This is a genomic window from Streptomyces sp. NPDC034086, from assembly GCF_055575515.1.
In genome coordinates, this window is sequence record NZ_JBVISM010000013.1 from 22497 (window position 1) to 40324 (window position 17828).

Below are 17828 nucleotides of genomic sequence, written 5' to 3' on the forward strand. Positions count from 1 at the left end.
GGGTGGCCCGCCGCCGATTCGCCGGTGACGGACGAGGCGGTTGTGCTGCCCACCCGGCCAGGGGACCACCGGTCGCCACGGACGGTAGCCTTGGCCCGTGCCCCGTCTCTCTGAAGTCATCGCCGCGCTGGACGCTCTGTGGCCCCCCTCGCGGGCCGAGGAGTGGGACGCCGTCGGCACCGTCTGCGGCGACCCCGATGCCGAGGTCACCCGGGTGCTCTTCGCCGTGGACCCCGTACAGGAGATCGTCGACGAGGCGGTGAAGCTCGGCGCCGACCTGGTCGTCACCCACCACCCCCTCTACCTGCGCGGCACCACCACCGTCGCCGCGGACACCTTCAAGGGCCGCGTCGTGCACACGCTGATCAGGAACGGCATCGCCCTGCACGTGGCCCACACCAACGCCGACACCGCCGACCCCGGGGTCTCCGACGCCCTCGCCGGCGCCCTCGACCTGCGCGTCACCGGCCCCCTCGTGCCCGACCCCACCGACCCGGCGGGCCGCCGGGGCCTCGGCAGGATCTGCGAGCTGGACCGCCCGGAGACCCTGCGCGAGTTCGCCGCCCGCGCCGCCGCCCGGCTGCCGCGCACGGCGCAGGGCATCCGCGCGGCCGGTGACCCGGACGCGCGGATCCGCACCGTCGCCGTCAGCGGCGGCTCCGGCGACAGCCTCTTCGCGCAGGTCCGCGCCGCCGGGGTGGACGCCTTCCTCACCGCCGACCTGCGTCACCACCCGGTGTCCGAGGCGCGCGAGCAGAGCCCGCTCGCCCTCGTCGACGCGGCGCACTGGGCCACCGAGTGGCCCTGGTGCGAGCAGGCCGCCGCCGAGCTCGACGCGATCTCCGAGCGCCACGGCTGGGGTCTGCGGACCCACGTCTCGCGCACGGTCACCGACCCCTGGACGGCGCACGCGCCGTCCGTCACACCCCCTTCTAGTGCCTCTGGAGCCCCCAACTGAACGCCGAGCCCGCCGACCAGATCCGACTTCTCGACGTCCAGGCCCTGGACGTCCGGCTGTCTCAGCTCGCCCACAAGCGCAAGTCGCTGCCCGAGCACGCCGAGGTCGACTCCCTGACCAAGGAACTCAGCCAGCAGCGCGACCTCCTCGTCGCCGCCCAGACGCAGGCCAGTGACGCCGCCCGCGAGCAGACCAAGGCGGAGCAGGACGTCGACCAGGTCCGCCAGCGCGCGGCCCGGGACCAGCAGCGCCTGGACTCCGGCGCGGGCATCTCGGCCAGGGACCTGGCGAACCTGCAGAGCGAGGTCGCCTCGCTCGCCAAGCGGCAGGCCGACCTGGAGGACGTGGTCCTGGAGGTCATGGAGCGGCTGGAGGGCGCGCAGGAGCGGGTCACCGCGATCACCGAGCGCGTCTCCTCGCTGGAGGCCAGGCTGGCGGACGCCACCGCGCGGCGCGACGCCGCCACCGGCGAACTCGACACCGAGGCCGCGAAGATCGCCAAGGACCGCGAGGTCATCGTCGCCTCCATGCCGTCCGACCTGATGGCGCTGTACGAGAAGATCCGCGTCAAGCAGGGCGGGGTCGGTGCCGCGCGCCTGTACCAGCGCCGTTGCGAGGGCTGCCGGCTGGAGCTCGACATGGCGGAGATCAACGAGATCAAGGCCGCGGCCCGCGACCAGGTCGTCCGGCACGAGAACTGCGGCCGCATCCTGGTCCGTGCGGCGGACTCGGGCATCTGATGCCGCGTTTCGTCGTGGAGGCGGACGGCGGTTCCCGGGGCAACCCGGGTCCCGCCGGGTACGGGGCGGTCGTCCTCGACCCGGTCACGGGGGAGACCCTGGCCGAGCGCGCCGAGTTCATCGGTGTCGCCACGAACAACGTCGCCGAGTACAAGGGCCTGATCGCGGGCCTGAAGGCGGCGCGCGAACTGGCGCCGGACGCGGTGGTGCGGGTCCGGATGGACTCCAAGCTCGTCGTGGAGCAGATGTCGGGCCGCTGGAAGATCAAGCACCCCGACATGAAGCCGCTCGCGGCGGAGGCGGCGAAGGTCCTCCCCCGCGGGCAGGTCACGTACGAGTGGATCCCGCGCGAGAAGAACAAGCACGCCGACCGGCTCGCCAACGAGGCGATGGACGCGGGCAAGCGCGGCAAGCAGTGGGAGCCGTCGGCCTCCACGGCCGACCTCGCCGCCGCCCCGGCTCCGGCCGGGCCCCCGGGCGACGCGGCGAAGGGCGCCGCGGCGGTCCGCGCGGCCCTCGCCTCCGGCACCGGTACGGGAACCCGTGCGGCCTCCGGCTCCGCCGCCGGTACGGGCACCCTCGCGCCCGACACCGACGTACGGGCCGCCCGCAGCGCCGCCGCCTCCGGGACGGGCGCGCTCTTCGGCGATGCCGAGGGCGGGACGGGCGTGGCCACGGCCCCGGTCCCGGTCGGCATCCCCGCACCGGGCACCGGCACCGCGGCGGACGCGGCCCCGGCGGCCGCCGGCGCCCCCCGCGCCACCGGCACCGGCTGGGGCGGGCCCGACCTGGGCACCCCCGCCACCTTCGTGCTGCTGCGTCACGGCGAGACCGCCCTGACCCCGCAGAAGCGCTTCTCCGGCAGCGGGGGCACCGACCCGGAGCTGTCCCCGGCCGGCCGCCGCCAGGCCGCCGCCGTCGCCGAGGCGCTGGCCGCGCGGGGCACCGTACAGGCCGTCGTCAGCTCCCCGCTGCGCCGCTGCCGGGAGACCGCGCAGGCCGTGGCCGACCGGCTCGGGCTGCCGGTCGCGGTCGAAGAGGGCCTGCGCGAGACGGACTTCGGCGCCTGGGAGGGCCTGACCTTCGCCGAGGTGCGGGAGCGCTTCCCCGACGACCTCCAGGCGTGGCTGGACTCCCCGAGGGCGGCGCCGACGGGCGGCGGCGAGAGCTTCACCGCCGTCACCCGCCGGGTCTCGGCGGCGCGTGACCGGCTGCTGGCCGCGCACGCGGGCCGCACGGTGCTGCTGGTCACGCACGTGACACCGGTCAAGACGCTGGTCCGGCTCGCCCTGGGCGCACCGCCGGAGTCCCTGTTCCGGATGGAGCTCTCCGCGGCCTCCCTGTCGGCGGTGGCCTACTACGCCGACGGCAACGCCTCGGTCCGCCTCCTGAACGACACCTCGCACCTGCGCTGAACCACCGCCAGCACGCGAAGGCCCCCGCCCGCCCGGCGGGGGCCTTCGCGCGCGGCGGCCGCGGTGGTTCCCGGAGGACCCGCCGAGGGTGCTCGTCCGCGCCGGCGCCGCGCGGCCGCCCGGGAAGTGACCGTCTCATGACGGGGACTCCCCCCGGCGCGTTCCGGCTGCTCAAGCTGAGCGCCGCTCACGTCCCGAGCCGGGTGATCGGCATCAGGCACGGGCCCGACGTCGACGACCCAGCGCAGGAGCCGCCATGACCACCCCTCAGCCCGGCCGGCAGCCGCTCCCGCCCTGCGGATACCCGGCCCCGCCGCCACCCCGGGGAAAGAGCAACACCGGCAAGATCATCGGCTTCGGCTGCGGCGGTCTGGTCCTGCTGTCGCTGCTCCTCTTCGGCTGCGGTGCGGCGGTCCTCGCCGGCTCCAAGGGCGGCGAGCCGGACGCCAAGACCCCGGCCTTCCCGGCACCGGTGACCCCCACGGCTCCCGCGGCCGCCACGGCCCCCTCCGCCGTCCCGGCGCAGTCCGGGCCGCCGGCTCCGGCGCCGGACACCGGCGCCGACGTGGTGGTGAGCGCCTCACCGGCCGCCTACAAGGCCGGCATCCTCGCCCAGGGCGGTGACCACACCTCGGTCCAGGTGACCGTCGTCAACAACGGCGCCGAGGAAGTCGACGTCAACGTCTTCTTCTTCGAGGTGACGACCGAGGACGGAACCCGCAAGCAGATCGAACTGGCGGCGGCCGAGGACCAGATCGACACCGTCAAGCCGGCCAAGGGCGAGAAGGCCTCCGGGACGATCACGGTCAGGGGGAAGGTCACCGCGAAGACGGTCCACTTCAGGAACGGCCTGCTCGGCACGACGTACAGCGCCCCGGTGCAGTAGCGGCGCCAGCCGGAAGGGACGGCTCAGATGCGCGAGTTGCGCAGCGACTGCCACGTGGCGCCGGCCAGCGCACGCGTCGCCCGCGGGACCGACAGGTGCTCGTGCTCGCGGTACAGGGCCCAGTTGTAGCGCACGAGCGACAGCTTGTTGGAGGACAGCGACCCCGCCTGGTGGGCCCGGTACACCGCGAGCGGCTCGGCCAGGCCCCGGGCCTCGGCGCCGTCCCGCATGATCGACAGCCAGAGGGCGTAGTCCTGGCGCTTGCGCATCTCCGGCATCAGCCTGGTGCCCAGGACCTTGCGGTCGTACATGGCGGTGAGGGCGCCGATGTGGTCCCGGACCAGCATGGCGCGGTAGTCCACGTGCTCCCGGGCACGGACCACCCGCCCGTTCGGGACCCAGTCGGTGCTCTCACCGGCGTGGTCGGCGTCCATCTTGAAGTAGGAGGTGAACGTCAGGGGCGCATCGCCTTCCGCGGCGAAGGCGAGCTGCTTCTCGGTCTTCTCGGGAAGCCACATGTCGTCGCTGTCGAGAAAGGCGACGTAGTCCCCGCGGGCCCGTTCGATCGCGAGGTTGCGGGCCCGGCCGGCCCCGCCCTGCACGGGTGCCGACTCCGGCAGGACGCGCTCGTCCTGCGCGGCGAACTCGCGCAGCAGGTCCATGGAGCCGTCGGAGGACCGGTCGTCGGTGACCAGCAGCTCCACGTCGCCGTGGGTCTGTGTGAGCACCGACCGGACGGCCGCGCCGAGGGTGGCCGCCGAGTTGTACACGGGCATCACGACAGACACCAGGGGCACAGCGTTTCTCCTTGCCGGACCGGGAACGACGGTCCATTCAAGCATCGCGTCGAGGAGGGGCTCCCACCGGTGCGACGGAACGGCTGCCGCCCGAGCGCTACCCGAGGGGGACGTGAAGACGACCCCCCACCTCGTGCGGGGAGGGTTGGGGTACGGCAGACGAGCCGGCCTGTACGCCGGGTTCTGTCACCCGGTGACCTCGCGGTCGCCGGGGAGACGGCCATCCATCTAGGACCGGCGTTGCCGCCGGCCTCGTGCGGTCTACCCGCGAACATCGGGCGGGCAGCCCTCGAGCGTTCGCGCAGACCCGTCCGGGGACGGATCCTCTTGACCTTGCTCCGGGTGGGGTTTACCTAGCCGCCTGAGTCACCTCAGGCGCTGGTGGTCTCTTACACCACCGTTTCACCCTTACCGGGGACCGAAGCCCCCGGCGGTCTGTTTTCTGTGGCACTGTCCCGCGGGTCACCCCGGGTGGGCGTTACCCACCACCCTGCCCTGTGGAGCCCGGACGTTCCTCGGCGGGATCCGGGGACCCCGACGCGGCCGCCCGGCCGACTCGTCTGTCGTACCGACCATGCTACCGGCTGTCCGCGACGGCTTGACCTTGACGCAGCGGCAGGGTTTCTACTGGCGGCATGCGCATCGGAGAGATCGCCGCGCTGGCCGGGGTCAGTACCCGGGCGGTCCGGCACTACCACCACGTCGGGCTGCTCCCGGAGCCGGCGAGACGCCCCAACGGCTATCGGTCCTACAGCGTGCGCGACGCCGTGCTCCTGGCCCGGGTGCGCCGGCTCACCGAACTCGGACTGGGCCTCGACGAGGTGCGCGCCGTCCTCGCCGACGACGCGGGGCGCGAGCCGGCCGCCGTGCTCCGCGAGCCGGCCGCCGACCTCGCACGGCAGGAGGCCGAACTGGCCGGGCGCCGGCGCCGGCTCGCGGTGCTGCTCGACGCCGGCCCCGACGAGGGCGGGCCGGTCCCGCCCGCCCTCGCCGCGCTGCTGGCGAAGACGCCGCCGGCGGACTCCCCGGCCGCCGCGAAGGACCGCGAGCACCTGGCCCTGCTCGACGTCCCGGGCGCCGGCGGTGAAGAGCTCTGCGCCCTCCTCGGGCCGCTGGCCTCGGACCCCGCCGTGCTCGGACTGTACGAGCGGCTGGACGAGCTGGCCGACGCTCCCGCCGACGACCCCCGGATCGGCCCGCTCGCCCGGGCCATGGTCGCCGCCGTCCCCGACGCGGTCTTCGACGCGATCCCGTCCGGCGGGCCCGTCGTGGCCGGGTTCGGGGAGGCGCTGCTCGCCGAGTACGCCCCCGCGCAGGCGGAGGTGGTGCGCCGGGTGATGGCGGCCTTCATCGCGAGGGGGCGGCCGTGAACGCCGTACGCGCGGCCCGGATCGCGGCCGCCGCCGTGATACCCGGCGAGCTGCTCCTCGTACTCGGCCTCGCGGCCGGGGTGCGCCCGCCCGGGTGGGCGACGGCCGCCGGCGAGGGGCTGCTGCTCGGGGCGCTGCTGCTGGAGGCCGGGGTGCTGTGTTCGCTGCGGCGCCGCACCGGCTCCTGGCGGGCGGCCGTACGGTCCGCCGTGCCGGAGCCGGTCCTGCGGCTGCTCGCGCACGAGCTGCGGGCCACCGCCTCCCTGGGCCGGTGGATCACGCGCCGCGAGCACGGGGTGCGGCCGGGCGATCTCGCCGCCCGGTACACCGGACCGCAGACGGCCGTGATGTACGGGCTGCTCTTCGTGTCGGCCGTCGAGACCGCCGCGCTGGCCGTGCTCATCCCCTGGCCCGCCGTGCACCACGTGGTGCTGGTGCTCGACGTCTACGGGGTGCTGCTGGTGCTCGCCCTGCACGCCGCCTGCGTCACCCGCCCGCACGTGCTGCGGGCCGACGGGACGCTGCGGATCCGCTACGGGGCCCTGTTCGACCTGACCGTCCCGCCGGAGGCGGTGGCCTCGGCCCGGGTGGAGCGCCGCTGGCCCGGGGGCCGGCTCGTGAGCCTCTCCGGCGACGGGGTGCTCGACCTGGTCGTGGGCGGCCAGACGACCGTCACCCTGGAGCTGAACCGCCCGCTGGACTTTCGCCGTCCGCTCGGCGCCCGGGCCCGGGCGCGCACGGTCCGTTTCCACGCCGACGACCCCCGCGCGCTGGTGACCGCGCTGCGGGAGGCCGCGGCTCCGTGACGCCGCCCGCACGCGACGGCCGACGCCGGTGGGTGCTGCCGCTCACGCCCGCGTGAAAAGGATCTTCGCGACGCCCGGGTCGGCGCGCGTCAGGCGGACCCGGATCCGTTCGCCGAGCGGCAGCCGCCCCTCCGGGGACTCGACCCGGCCCACCACCGCCGGGTCCTCCAGGTGGACCGTCCCGACCCCCGGTTCCTGTTCCCTGACGTCGATGACCGTCGCCTCGAAGGTCTCCCCGACGCGGTCCTTGAGCAGGGCCGCCTCCACCAGGTCCACGCACTCCCGCTCGGCCGAGTTGGCCAGCCGGGTGCCGCCCGCCATCTCCTGCGGCAGCGCCTCCAGCGCCTCGACCGCCCACGCCGGGGGTTCCGCCCCCGCGGCCGCCGCCACGCACAGCTCGCCGGCGTAGCGGTCGGCGAGCCGCCGCAGCGGGGCGGTGCAGTGCGCGTACGGGGCGGCGACCGCCGCGTGGAGGGCGGGGTCCGGTGTCCGGCCGCCGGTGAAGACCGTGTAGCCGGCGCCGCGCAGCAGGGTCGTGCACTCCTGGAGGAAGGCGGCGTGCGCGGGCAGGCGCGGGTCGAGGGAGCGGACGAGCACCGCGTACGGGAGGTGGTGCGGCCACTCGATCCGCAGGGCCTTCGCGGCCCTGCGCAGCCGCCCGACCGCTCCGTCGGGGGCGGCGGGGAGGGTGCGCAGGATGCCCGTACCGGAGGCCAGCATCAGGCCGGCGGCCGCCATGCCGGTCATCAGGGAGACCTGGGCGTTCCAGCCGTCGGCCGGGAGGGGCGCCCGGTAGACCAGGCTGTACGAGCCGTCGTGTGCGACGACCTCCTGTTCGGGCACGTTCAGGGAGATCCCGCCGCGTTCGGCCTCCAGGGCCTCGCGCAGGGTCCCGATGTCCTTCAGGAGGGCCAGGGAGGGGTCGGCGGTGCCGGTGTCGACCGCCTTCTGGACGCCTTCGTAGTCGAGCCTGGCCCGGCTGCGCACCAGGGCCCGGCGTACGTCGGTGGTCTCGACCCGGCCGTCGGAGTCCAGGTCCATCCGCCATACGAGGGCCGGGCGGACGCGGTCCGGCAGCAGGCTGGCCGCGTCCTCGGAGAGCACGGGCGGGTGCAGGGGCACCCTCGTGTCGGGGAAGTAGAGGGTGGTCGCCCTGCGGTGGGCCTCGGCGTCGACGGCGCCGCCCGGGCCGACGAACGCGGCGACGTCGGCGATGGCGTAGTGCACGCGGTAGCCGCCGGCGGACCGTTTCGCCAGGTGCATGGCCTGGTCGAGGTCCATGGAGGCGGGCGGGTCGACGGTGAAGAAGGGCAGGCCGGTCAGGTCCTCGGACGGCAGCCGGGGGGCGGCGGCCGTCCGCTCGGCCTCGGCGAGCACCGCGGGCGGGAAGGCGCCGGGCACGCCCAGCCGCGTCCGCAGGTCGCCCAGCGCGGCGCGCAGGGCCGCCCCGTCCGCTCCGGCCATGTGCATGTGACGGCGTGGCATGGACCGAGCGTAGGCCGACCGCGCCGGATCCGCGCGGGCCGGACGGGCCGTCGGCGGGCCGTCGGCGGGCGGGGCGCGGGGCGGCCGCCGGCCTGTGACCGGGTGGCGGCGGGCCGTCTACCCTGGCCCGGGGGCCGCATCCCCTGCGCCGTGTCGTCATGAAGGAGAACCACCGTGCTCGTGCTGCTGCCGCCCTCCGAGGGAAAGGCCGCCGGCGGCTCCGGCGCACCGCTCGACCCGGCGTCCCTGTCGCTGCCGGGCCTGGCCCCCGCGCGGGCGGCCGTACTGGAGGAACTCGTCGAGCTGTGCGCGGGGGACGAGCCGAAGGCGCGTGAGGTGCTCGGCCTCAGCGAGGGGCTGCGCTGGGAGGTCGCGAAGAACGCCGCCCTGCGCTCGGCGCCGGCCCGCCCGGCCGGGGAGGTCTACACCGGTGTGCTGTACGACGCCCTGGACCTGGCGGGGCTGCCGGCGCCGGCGCGGGAGCCGGCCGAGCGGTCGCTGCTGGTGTTCTCCGGGCTGTGGGGCGCCGTGCGGGTGACCGACCGGATCCCCTCCTACCGCTGCTCGATGGGGGTCAGGCTGCCGGGCCTGGGCGCGCTGGGCGCGTACTGGCGCACGCCGATGGCGGAGGTGATGCCGGAGGCGGCGGGGGACGGGCTGGTGCTGGACCTGCGCTCGTCGGCGTACGCGTCGGCGTGGAAGCCGAAGGGGGAGACGGCGGGCCGGACCGCCACCGTGCGGGTGCTGCACGCGCAGGTCGTGGACGGGGTGGAGAAGCGCTCGGTGGTGAGCCACTTCAACAAGGCCACCAAGGGCCGTCTGGTACGCGACCTGCTGCTGGCCGGGGCCGTCCCGGAGTCCCCGTCGGAGCTGGTGACGGCCCTGCGGGACCTGGGCTACGTGGTGGAGGCGGAGGCCCCCGCGAAGCCGGCGAAGGCCTGGTCCCTCGACGTGGTCGTCACGCGGATCCACTGACCGGCCCGCGGGCGGCCGGCCCGCCGGGCCCCGCGCGCGGCCGGCCCGGCGTACGGCCGGCCGGGCCGCGGGCGGCGGGCGAGGGTCTTCAGCGCCCCAGCGGCCAGGCCACCGCGGCCGGCGTCTGGTCCGTCGTGCCCGCGTACTGGGCGCAGGCGTCGGTGAGGGTCTCCAGGAGGGTCAGCGGGTCCGGGAGCGGGTGGCGGACGTCGCGCAGCCAGCTCACCGAGTGGTCGCCCGGCAGGGCGGCCGGGGGGAGCAGCACGTAGCTTCCGCGGCAGTGCCAGCGCAGGCCGGGGTGTTCGTCCATGGTCTCGGGGTGGCAGTCCAGCTCGCAGGGCCACCATTCGTCCTCGTCCTCCGGCGTACCGCGGGTCGCCGTGAAGAAGAGCATCCGGGCCTGATCGCCGGTGCCGCCCGATTCGGCGACGGGTCCGACCTCGATCCCGGCGGCGAGCAGGCGCTCCAGCGCGCTGCGGCCGGCTTCCAGGGGGACGTCGAGGACGTCGTGCACCATGCCCGTCGCGGTGATGAAGTTGGCCTGGGGCTGGTTGCGGGCCCAGCGCTCGACCTGCGCGCGGTCGGTGGTCGACTGCGTCTGCCAGGCGAAGGAGACGGGGTGCCGTGCGGGTGTGGGACAGCCGATGCGGTCGCACGAACATCGGTATCCCGAGGGATGGGCGGCCGGGGCGAGGGGGAGTCCGGCGGCGGCGACGGCGATCAGCAGGGCTTCTCGCTCCTTGCCGGGGTCCTCGGGGGCGGGTTTCGAGCGGCGGCGCAGCCACTGGGAAATCCTGCTCTGCTCGCCGCGTTTGACGCGGCCGGACTCAGACCCCATCTATCCCCTCACCTCACCGTTGCCCCGGCAGACCGTTCCATGGTCCCACCATCGGGGGCGCCGGGTGACCGCACCCCCCGAACGGACTCCGCGATCGAGATCCCCGCATAAACACACAATCCGGCCATATGCTTCTCGGTCATGCCGCCGTCACCGGCCCTCCCGCCGCCCGGCGGTGACGTATCCCACGCCGCCCAGCACCGCGTCCACCAGCGCGTCCGCGAACGCGTGCGTCAGCGGCGCGGTCCGCATCAGCCAGCGGTACGTCAGCGGACCCACCAGCATCTCCACGGTCAGCCGTAGGTCCAGGTCCGCCGGAAGCTGCCCGGCCCCGGCGGCCGACCGCAACCGCGCCTCGTACAGCGCCAGCTGCGGCTCCAGCAGCTTCTCCGTGAAGCGCGCCCCCAGCTCCGGGTCGGTCGCCCCGGCGGCGGTCAGGGCGCGCGCGGGGGCCTCGTACCGCGGGTCGGCGAACTCGTCGACCGTGGCCCGCAGCACCGCCTTCAGGTCCGCCGCCAGGTCCCCGGTGTCGGGGAAGCCGCTCCAGCCGGCCTCCGCGCCGGCGTCCCCGGCCAGCCCCAGCGACGCGTCGAGCAGGACGTCGGCCTTCGACGGCCACCAGCGGTAGATCGTCTGCTTGCCGACCCCCGCGCGGGCCGCGATGGCCTCGATGGTCAGCTTGTTGTAGCCGACCTCGCCGACCAGCACGAGGGCGGCGTCGAGGATGGCGCGCCGGGAACGGTCGCTGCGCCGGGTGGCGTCGGGGGACTTGGTCACCGGTCCAACGTATCAAGCCGGTCCGAGACGTATCGTCTCCGAGCCGTTGTGGTAAACCACCCGATCAGTTCACTGCGCCGTCACCCCGGAGGAGAGACGATTCTCTCGACACGCACAGCACCGTGAGTCCGTAGTCGTAGTCGTGAGGAGCCTTCTTTGCGCAGAGACGCCACACCCCGGCGCTACCTGATGTGCCCACCCGCGCACTTCAGGGTCACGTACTCCATCAACCCGTGGATGGACCCCACGAAACCGGTGGACCTGCCCCTCGCACAAGCCCAGTGGGAAGACCTGAGGGACCGCTACCTCTCCCTCGGCCACACCGTCGAGACCCTCGTTCCCGATCCCGGCCTGCCCGACATGGTCTTCGCCGCCAACGGGGCCCTCGTCGTCGACGGCCGGGTGCTCGGCGCCCGCTTCGCCCATCCGGAACGCGCCGCCGAGGCGGAAATCCACCTCGACTGGTTCCGCGCGAACGGCTTCGCCGACGTGCACGAGCCCTCGCACGTCAACGAGGGCGAGGGCGACTTCGCCGTCACCGCCACCTACATCCTGGCCGGCCGGGGCTTCCGCTCCAGCCCGCTCTCGCACGACGAGGCGCAGGAGTTCTTCGGACGCCCCGTCATCGGACTCGACCTGGTGGACCCGCGGTACTACCACCTGGACACGGCGCTCTGCGTCCTCGACGGCGACGAGATCATGTACCACCCGCCGGCGTTCTCCCCGGGCAGCCGGGCCGTGCTGCGCAGGCTGTTCCCGGACGCCCTGCTCGTGGAGGACGAGGACGCCGCCGCCTTCGGCCTGAACTCCGTCTCCGACGGACGCCACGTCCTGCTCCCGCAGGGCGCGACCGGACTCCTGGCCCCGCTGCGGGACCGGGGCTTCGAGCCGGTCCCGATGGACCTCGGCGAACTGCTCAAGGGCGGTGGCAGCGTCAAGTGCTGCACCCAGGAGCTGCGCCCCTGAGGACGCGCTGTCCGACGCGGACCAGGACTCCCCGGCCGGGGTCCTGGCTCCGTGTCCGTCTCGTCAGCCGCGCTCGCGCGGCTGGGCGGCGACGGCCGCGGCCGTCCGTTCCGCCGTCCGCGTTGTCGTGGCACCCGAGGACGTCCGGTCATCGGGAGCCGCTCCGCCTCGCGACGCACGGCACCGGACACCGCGGGCTTGACCGGCGAGATCCGAAAGGGGACGGCCTAGTCGTGGTCCGGGGCGGGGGGCCAGGGGGCGCCCCATTCGGCGTCCCGGGCCGCCTTGTACAGGGCGCCGTGGCGCTTGGTGACCGTCGCCCGGGACAGGCCCGCCTCCTCGGGACCGCACAGGTCCAGCAGGACCAGTCCCTTCCGGATCTGCGGCTTGCGCGTGATCCGGGAGGGGACCGGCGTCACCGGGAACCGGGTCGCCGCGACGTAGCTGAACTTCTCGTCCTCGTACGGCAGGGAACCGCCCTTGACCTGCCGGTGCAGGGAGGAGCGGCTGACCCGTGCCGAGAAGTGGCACCAGTCCTGCCCGGGCTCGATGGGGCAGGCCCCGTCGTGCGGGCAGGGCGCCGCCACCGTCATCCCGGCCTCGATCAGCTGATCGCGGGCCTCGCGGACCCGCAGGTACCCCTCGGGCGTGCCCGGCTCGACCAGCACCACCGCCCGGCCCGCGCGGGCCGCTTCCGCGACGACCGCCCGACGGGCCTGCGCGGTCAGTTCGCCGAGTACGTACGACACGGTCACCAGGTCCGCGTCGGGCAGGACGATCCCGCTGCCGATGACGGCCCGGCGCCATGCGGCCGCGCGCAGCACCGGGGAGGACGAACGGCCGGCCAGTTCCCCGCCGAGCGCCAGCGCCGGCTCCGCCCAGTCCAGCACCGTCGTCTCGCGGGGCCCGTCCCACGTGGCGTCCACCGCCCAGGTCGCGGCGCCCGTGCCGCCGCCCACGTCCACGTGCGAGCCCGGCGTCCACTCCGGCGCGGCACCGGCCAGCCCGTCCAGGGCGGAGCGTACGGCTTCGAAGGTGGCCGGCATCCGGTACGCCGCGTACGCCGCGACGTCGGAGCGGTCGCGCAGGACGGGGGCGTCGGTGGGGGTGGCCCCCCGGTAGTTGGCGATCAGGCGCTCCACGGCGGCCGAGGCTTGCTTGGGCGGGAGCCCGTCGAGCAGCCCGGCGAGGGCGCTGCGGAGGGTGTCGGCGGTGGTGGGGGCGGGTGCGGCGGTCACCAGCGAAGTTTACGGCGCCCCGGGCGCGGCGGACGCGGCCGGTCCGGAAGCCGCCGGAGGGGCCGCCGCGTCGGCCGGGGCCTCCGCTTCCGCCGGTGTGCCCGGTACGGCCATGGGCTCGCGCGGCCGCCAGGGCCGGCACAGCCCGAGGAAGCAGGCCAGCGCCAGCAGCGAGCAGCTCAGCTGCACCAGCGCCATCGGCACCGCCGTGCCCTCCCCGGCGATCCCGACCAGCGGCGAGGCCACCGCCCCGACCAGGAACGAGGAGGTGCCCAGCAGCGCGGACGCCGACCCGGCGGCGTGCGGGGTGCGCATCAGGGCCTGCGCGTTGGTGTTCGGCAGCACCAGGCCCATCGCCGACATCAGCACGAACAGCGCCGCGGCGACGGGCACCAGCCCGGCCTTCCCGAACGCCCCGGACGACATCAGCAGCAGGGCGACGGAGGCGGCGGTGATGACGGCCAGGCCCGCGCTCAGGGCCTTGTCCAGGCTGATCCGGCCCACCAGCAGCTTGCCGTTGATCTGGCCGACGGCGATCAGGCCGACGGAGTTCAGGCCGAACAGCAGGCTGAAGGCCTGCGGGGAGGCCCCGTAGATCTCCTGCACGACGAAGGGCGAGGCGGCGATGTAGGAGAAGAGCACCGCGAAGGCGAAGCCGCCCGCCAGGGTGTAGCCGGCGAAGACCCGGTCGCCGAGCAGCCCGCGCATGGTCCGCAGCGCGGCCCCCACCCCGCCGGTCTGGCGCCGCTCGGGCGGCAGCGTCTCGCCCAGGCCGCGCCACACCAGCAGGGTGAGCGCGAGTCCGACGGCGGTGAGGACGGCGAAGACCCCGCGCCAGTCGGCGAAGCGGAGCACCTGGCCGCCGATGAGCGGCGCGATGATCGGGGCGGCCCCGGATATCAGCATCAGGGTGGAGAAGAAGCGGGCCATCTCGACCCCGTCGTACAGGTCGCGCACGACGGCCCGCGCGATCACGACGGCGGCGGCCCCGGCCAGGCCCTGGAGCAGCCGGAAGCCGATCAGCAGCCCGGCGCTCGGGGCGAGGGCGCAGATCGCGGTGGCGAGGACGTAGACGGCCATGCCGGTCAGCAGCGGCCGGCGGCGGCCCCACTTGTCGCTCATGGGGCCGATCACCAGCTGGCCGAGCGCCATGCCGGCGAGGCAGGAGGTGAGGGTGAGCTGGACGGTCGCGGCCGGACTGCGCAGGGCGGTGGTGACCTCCGGCAGGGCCGGCAGGTACATGTCCATGGAGAGCGGGGGGAGCGCGCTGAGGCCGCCGAGGACGAAGGTGACCAGCAGGCTGGTGCGGCGCGCCGCCGTCAGGGGGGCGCCGGCGTCAGAGGCCTTCCGGGGCCCGGAGTTCCGGGACGGCGGCTCGGGGGAGGGTTCGGACGCCAACGCCTCGGACGACGCCTCGGGCGACGCCTGGGACGACGGTCCGTGTGAGGGGGCCGTCGGGGGGCCACTCTCCGACATGCGGAACTCCAGTCTTTTCATCTGCTTTATCCACCCCTGACCGGCCCATGCTCTCAGCTGTCGGAACGCCCCGGGCCGTATGTCCGCTGTGACGTACTCTGCGGCCCCATGAGCGCACCCGCGAAGAAGACCGCTGTAGTGACCGGAGCCGGTTCCGGGATCGGCCGTTCGGTGGCCCTGGCCCTGGCCGGCGCCGGCTGGTCGGTGGCCGTGGCCGGACGGCGGACCGGTCCGCTGGAGGAGACGGCCGCCGCGGCCGGAGCGGGGGCGGACGTGCTGCCCGTACGGGCCGACGTCAGCGACCCGCGGGACGTCGCCGCGCTGTTCGAGACGGTCCGGGCCCGCTACGGACACCTCGGCCTGCTCTTCAACAACGCCGGCACCTTCGGTCCCGCCGGCGTCCCGCTGGAGGACATCGCGTACGAGGACTGGCGGCAGGTCGTGGACGTCAACCTGACCGGCTCCTTCCTCTGCGCGCAGGCCGCGTTCCGGCTGATGAAGGAGCAGGACCCGCAGGGCGGCCGCATCATCAACAACGGCTCCATCTCCGCCCACGTCCCCCGCCCCCACTCCATCGCCTACACCGCGACCAAGCACGCCATGACCGGCCTGACCAAGTCCCTGTCGCTCGACGGACGCCCCTACCGGATCGCCTGCGGCCAGATCGACATCGGCAACGCGGCCACCGAGATGACCGAGCGCATGCGGACCGGCATCCTCCAGGCGAACGGGCAGCTGGCGGTGGAGCCGGTGATGGACGCCGCCGACGTGGCCCGCACGGTGCTGCACATGGCGGAGCTGCCGCTGGAGGCCAACGTCCAGTTCGCGACGGTGATGGCCACCGCGATGCCGTACATCGGCCGGGGCTGACCGCCCGGCCGGAACGTCCCGGTCTCCGTCACCCGCTCCGCGCGGGCGGCCCCGCGGGCGCCGCCGCCCCCCGTCAGGCCCCGGACTTGGCGGGGGCCGGGGTCCCGGTCGCGCCGCGCAGGCGGGACGGGAGGAGGAAGAGGGTCAGGACGGCCGCCAGGTAGAGGGACCACACCGCCAGCTGGTGGACGGTCGGGTCCGGCTGGAAGTTGAAGACGCCCTTGAGGAGGACCCCGTACCAGCTGTCCGGCGGGACCGCCGAGCTGACGTCGAACGCCTTGTCCTGGAGGCCGCCGAGGAAGCGGGCCTCCTGGAGGTCGTGGACCCCGTACGCGAGCACGCCCGCGGCGACGATCACCAGCATCCCGCCGGTCCACGTGAAGAACCTCGCCAGGTTGATCTTCAGGGCGCCGCGGTAGAACAGCCAGCCGAGGACGACGGCGGTCGCGATGCCCAGCAGGACGCCGATCAGCGGCGCGGAGGACCCCTCGCCGCTCGCGCGGACCGACGCCCACACGAACAGCGCCGTCTCCAGGCCCTCGCGGCCCACCGCCAGGAAGGCGGTGGCGACCAGCGCGCCGGTGCCGACGGCGAGCGCCGAGTCGAGCCTGCCGTGCAGCTCCGCCTTCAGGTGCCGCGCGGTGCGCTTCATCCAGAAGACCATCCACGTCACCAGGCCCACCGACACGATCGACAGGCTGCCGCCCAGCAGCTCCTGCGCCTCGAAGGTCAGCTCCTGGGTGCCGAACTCCAGCAGCGCGCCGAAGGCGAGCGAGAGCCCGCAGGCGATCGCGATGCCGAGCCAGACCGGCCGCAGCGCGGCCCGGTTCCCGGTCTTGACCAGGTAGGCGACGAGGATGCAGACGACCAGGCTGGCCTCCAGCCCCTCGCGCAGGCCGATCAGATAGTTGCCGAACACGGCGTTTCCTCTCCGGCGGGGACTTATGCGAACAGAGTCCGGCCCCACCAGTCGTCCTCGTCGCGGACGCCCGGCGGGACGGCGAAGATCGCCGAACCCACGTGCTGGATGTACTCGTTCAGGACGTCCGACTTCGCCAGCCGGCGCTGGATGGGGATGAAGCCCTTGCGGACGTCGCGCTGGTAGGCCAGGAAGAACAGGCCCGCGTCGAGGCGGCCCAGGCCGTCGGTGCCGTCGGTGAAGGAGTAGCCGCGCCGCAGGATCGTCGCCCCGTCGTTGCTGTCGGGGTGCGCGAGGCGTACGTGCGCGTCCGGCTTCATCGCCTTCAGGAACGGCTCGTCGCGCTCCTTGGACTTGCCCACGGGGGCACCCTCGCCCTTGTCGCGGCCGAAGATGTCCTCCTGCTCCTGGAGGGAGGTGCGGTCCCAGGTCTCGATGTTCATCCGGATCCGCCGGGCGACCAGGTACGAACCGCCCGTCAGCCAGTCGCTGCCGTCGCCCGCGCCGACCCACACGTGCCGGTCGAGGGCGGCCGTGTCGGTGCCCGAGATGTTCCGGGTGCCGTCCTTGAAACCCATCATGTTGCGCGGGGTCTGCTCGTCCGGGGTGGTGGACGAGGTCTTGCCGAAGCCCAGCTGCGACCAGCGCACCGCGACCTTGCCGAAGCCGATGCGGGCCAGCTGGCGGATGGCGTGCACGGCCACCTGCGGGTCGTCGGCGCAGGCCTGGACGCACAGGTCGCCGCCGGAGCGGGCCGCGTCCAGGTTGTCGCCGGGGAAGAGCTCCAGGTCCACCAGCGCCTCGGGGCGCCTGCCCTCCAGGCCGAAGCGGTCCTTGGCGAACAGGCCGGGGCCGAAGCCGATGGTCAGGGTGAGGCGGGAGGGCTTGAGGCCGAGGGCCTCGCCGGTGTCGGTGGGCGGGGCCTCGGGCAGGCCGCCGTACGCGTCGCCGACCGGCTGCCCGGCCGTCATCAGGCGGGCCGCCGCCGTCCAGTCCTTGAGGAGCCGGACCAGCTCGTCGCGGCTCTTCGTGCGCACGTCGAAGGCCGCGAAGTGCAGCCGGTCCTGGACGGCGCTGGCGATGCCGGCCTGGTGCTCGCCGTGGAAGGGCACCGCCGCACCGGCCGACGCCGCCGGGGAGACGTCCGGGCCGCCGCCGAGGGCGGCCGCCGCGCCGCCGGCCGCGGCCGCGCCGAGCGCCAGCCCGGCCCCGCCCCAGCCGAGTACGGCGCGGCGCGAGGGCGCGCCGGCGGCGCCCGTGGTCTCTTCCGCTACCCCGTCGGTCATGTGGATCTCCCGCCTCTGCCTGGCTC

General features: G+C 74.6%; 17 protein-coding genes and 1 other RNA gene. 9 read left to right on the forward strand and 9 right to left on the reverse strand.

What is annotated here, in order from left to right; genetic code table 11:
* Positions 1–97 precede the first annotated feature (97 nt).
* From ACZ514_RS25210 to ACZ514_RS25225, 4 genes are all read left to right on the forward strand, one after another.
* Positions 98–958: a Nif3-like dinuclear metal center hexameric protein gene (locus tag ACZ514_RS25210; RefSeq protein WP_468171306.1), complete on the forward strand. Its 861-nt coding sequence runs from the start codon at positions 98–100 to the stop codon at positions 956–958.
* Positions 955–1698 (forward strand): zinc ribbon domain-containing protein, encoded by a 744-nt coding sequence (locus ACZ514_RS25215; protein ID WP_468171564.1) that lies wholly within the window; start codon positions 955–957, stop codon positions 1696–1698. The genes ACZ514_RS25210 and ACZ514_RS25215 overlap by 4 nt, the downstream gene beginning before the upstream one ends.
* Positions 1698–3113, forward strand: a complete 1416-nt coding sequence (locus ACZ514_RS25220; protein WP_469125736.1) for a bifunctional RNase H/acid phosphatase — start codon at positions 1698–1700, stop codon at positions 3111–3113. The genes ACZ514_RS25215 and ACZ514_RS25220 overlap by 1 nt, the downstream gene beginning before the upstream one ends.
* Positions 3114–3369: 256 nt before the next feature.
* Positions 3370–3999 (forward strand): DUF4352 domain-containing protein, encoded by a 630-nt coding sequence (locus tag ACZ514_RS25225; RefSeq protein ID WP_469125737.1) that lies wholly within the window; start codon positions 3370–3372, stop codon positions 3997–3999.
* Between the two features lie 23 nt (positions 4000–4022).
* Here the strand turns inward: ACZ514_RS25225 and ACZ514_RS25230 are convergent, their stop codons facing one another.
* Together ACZ514_RS25230 and rnpB are read right to left on the reverse strand one after the other, a co-directional pair.
* Positions 4023–4796 carry a glycosyltransferase family 2 protein gene (locus tag ACZ514_RS25230; RefSeq protein ID WP_468171297.1) on the reverse strand — a complete coding sequence of 258 codons (774 nt, stop codon included), beginning with the start codon at positions 4794–4796 and terminating at the stop codon, positions 4023–4025.
* A 156-nt stretch (positions 4797–4952) separates the two neighbouring features.
* Positions 4953–5355: RNase P RNA component class A (gene rnpB / locus ACZ514_RS25235), an RNA gene on the reverse strand.
* Between the two features lie 76 nt (positions 5356–5431).
* On the opposite strand from rnpB, the gene ACZ514_RS25240 reads away from it, so the two are divergent.
* Together ACZ514_RS25240 and ACZ514_RS25245 are read left to right on the forward strand one after the other, a co-directional pair.
* Positions 5432–6166, forward strand: coding sequence for a MerR family transcriptional regulator (locus ACZ514_RS25240; RefSeq protein WP_468699587.1), 735 nt, complete (start codon positions 5432–5434; stop codon positions 6164–6166).
* Positions 6163–6972 (forward strand): hypothetical protein, encoded by an 810-nt coding sequence (locus tag ACZ514_RS25245; protein ID WP_469125738.1) that lies wholly within the window; start codon positions 6163–6165, stop codon positions 6970–6972. Before ACZ514_RS25240 ends, ACZ514_RS25245 begins: the two co-directional genes overlap by 4 nt.
* A 42-nt stretch (positions 6973–7014) precedes the next feature.
* On the opposite strand, the gene ACZ514_RS25250 is transcribed toward ACZ514_RS25245, so the two are convergent.
* Positions 7015–8457 carry an RNB domain-containing ribonuclease gene (locus ACZ514_RS25250; protein WP_469125739.1) on the reverse strand — a complete coding sequence of 481 codons (1443 nt, stop codon included), beginning with the start codon at positions 8455–8457 and terminating at the stop codon, positions 7015–7017.
* 174 nt (positions 8458–8631) lie between these two features.
* Here ACZ514_RS25250 and yaaA point away from each other — a divergent pair, with 174 nt between their 5' ends.
* A complete protein-coding gene (gene yaaA, locus ACZ514_RS25255; RefSeq protein WP_469125740.1) occupies positions 8632–9432 on the forward strand; it encodes a peroxide stress protein YaaA in 801 nt (266 codons plus the stop codon).
* A gap of 88 nt (positions 9433–9520) precedes the next feature.
* On the opposite strand, the gene ACZ514_RS25260 is transcribed toward yaaA, so the two are convergent.
* Both ACZ514_RS25260 and ACZ514_RS25265 read right to left on the reverse strand, forming a co-directional pair.
* Positions 9521–10270, reverse strand: coding sequence for a bifunctional DNA primase/polymerase (locus ACZ514_RS25260; protein WP_468699584.1), 750 nt, complete (start codon positions 10268–10270; stop codon positions 9521–9523).
* 150 nt (positions 10271–10420) lie between these two features.
* Positions 10421–11047, reverse strand: coding sequence for a TetR/AcrR family transcriptional regulator (locus ACZ514_RS25265; protein ID WP_468171279.1), 627 nt, complete (start codon positions 11045–11047; stop codon positions 10421–10423).
* Positions 11048–11203: 156 nt separating this feature from the next.
* On the opposite strand from ACZ514_RS25265, the gene ddaH reads away from it, so the two are divergent.
* Positions 11204–12013 (forward strand): dimethylargininase, encoded by an 810-nt coding sequence (gene ddaH, locus ACZ514_RS25270; protein WP_468171276.1) that lies wholly within the window; start codon positions 11204–11206, stop codon positions 12011–12013.
* Between the two features lie 227 nt (positions 12014–12240).
* On the opposite strand, the gene ACZ514_RS25275 is transcribed toward ddaH, so the two are convergent.
* A complete protein-coding gene (locus tag ACZ514_RS25275) occupies positions 12241–13251 on the reverse strand; it encodes a small ribosomal subunit Rsm22 family protein (protein WP_469125741.1) in 1011 nt (336 codons plus the stop codon).
* 9 nt (positions 13252–13260) lie between these two features.
* Complete coding sequence (locus tag ACZ514_RS25280; protein ID WP_469125742.1) at positions 13261–14649, reverse strand: multidrug effflux MFS transporter; 1389 nt, start codon at positions 14647–14649, stop codon at positions 13261–13263.
* 186 nt (positions 14650–14835) lie between these two features.
* Between ACZ514_RS25280 and ACZ514_RS25285 the strand changes: the two genes are divergently transcribed.
* Positions 14836–15597 carry an SDR family oxidoreductase gene (locus tag ACZ514_RS25285; protein WP_468171267.1) on the forward strand — a complete coding sequence of 254 codons (762 nt, stop codon included), beginning with the start codon at positions 14836–14838 and terminating at the stop codon, positions 15595–15597.
* A gap of 73 nt (positions 15598–15670) precedes the next feature.
* Here ACZ514_RS25285 and efeU read toward each other — a convergent pair whose 3' ends face one another.
* The gene (gene efeU / locus ACZ514_RS25290) at positions 15671–16516 is read right to left on the reverse strand and encodes an iron uptake transporter permease EfeU (protein WP_469125743.1); all 846 of its coding nucleotides are present in this window, start codon (positions 16514–16516) and stop codon (positions 15671–15673) included.
* A gap of 23 nt (positions 16517–16539) precedes the next feature.
* Positions 16540–17802 carry an iron uptake transporter deferrochelatase/peroxidase subunit gene (gene efeB, locus ACZ514_RS25295; protein ID WP_469125744.1) on the reverse strand — a complete coding sequence of 421 codons (1263 nt, stop codon included), beginning with the start codon at positions 17800–17802 and terminating at the stop codon, positions 16540–16542.
* Positions 17803–17828: the final 26 nt, after the last annotated feature.

What these genes read in the sequence shown, in the direction of transcription:
- ACZ514_RS25220 (WP_469125736.1), top strand. Translation starts at nt 1,698, where the DNA reads ATGCCGCGTTTCGTCGTGGAGGCGGACGGCGGTTCCCGGGGCAACCCG.
- ACZ514_RS25225 (WP_469125737.1), top strand. Translation starts at nt 3,370, where the DNA reads ATGACCACCCCTCAGCCCGGCCGGCAGCCGCTCCCGCCCTGCGGATAC.
- ACZ514_RS25240 (WP_468699587.1), top strand. Translation starts at nt 5,432, where the DNA reads ATGCGCATCGGAGAGATCGCCGCGCTGGCCGGGGTCAGTACCCGGGCG.
- ACZ514_RS25250 (WP_469125739.1), bottom strand. Translation starts at nt 8,457, where the DNA reads ATGCCACGCCGTCACATGCACATGGCCGGAGCGGACGGGGCGGCCCTG.
- ACZ514_RS25260 (WP_468699584.1), bottom strand. Translation starts at nt 10,270, where the DNA reads ATGGGGTCTGAGTCCGGCCGCGTCAAACGCGGCGAGCAGAGCAGGATT.
- ACZ514_RS25285 (WP_468171267.1), top strand. Translation starts at nt 14,836, where the DNA reads ATGAGCGCACCCGCGAAGAAGACCGCTGTAGTGACCGGAGCCGGTTCC.
- efeB (WP_469125744.1), bottom strand. Translation starts at nt 17,802, where the DNA reads ATGACCGACGGGGTAGCGGAAGAGACCACGGGCGCCGCCGGCGCGCCC.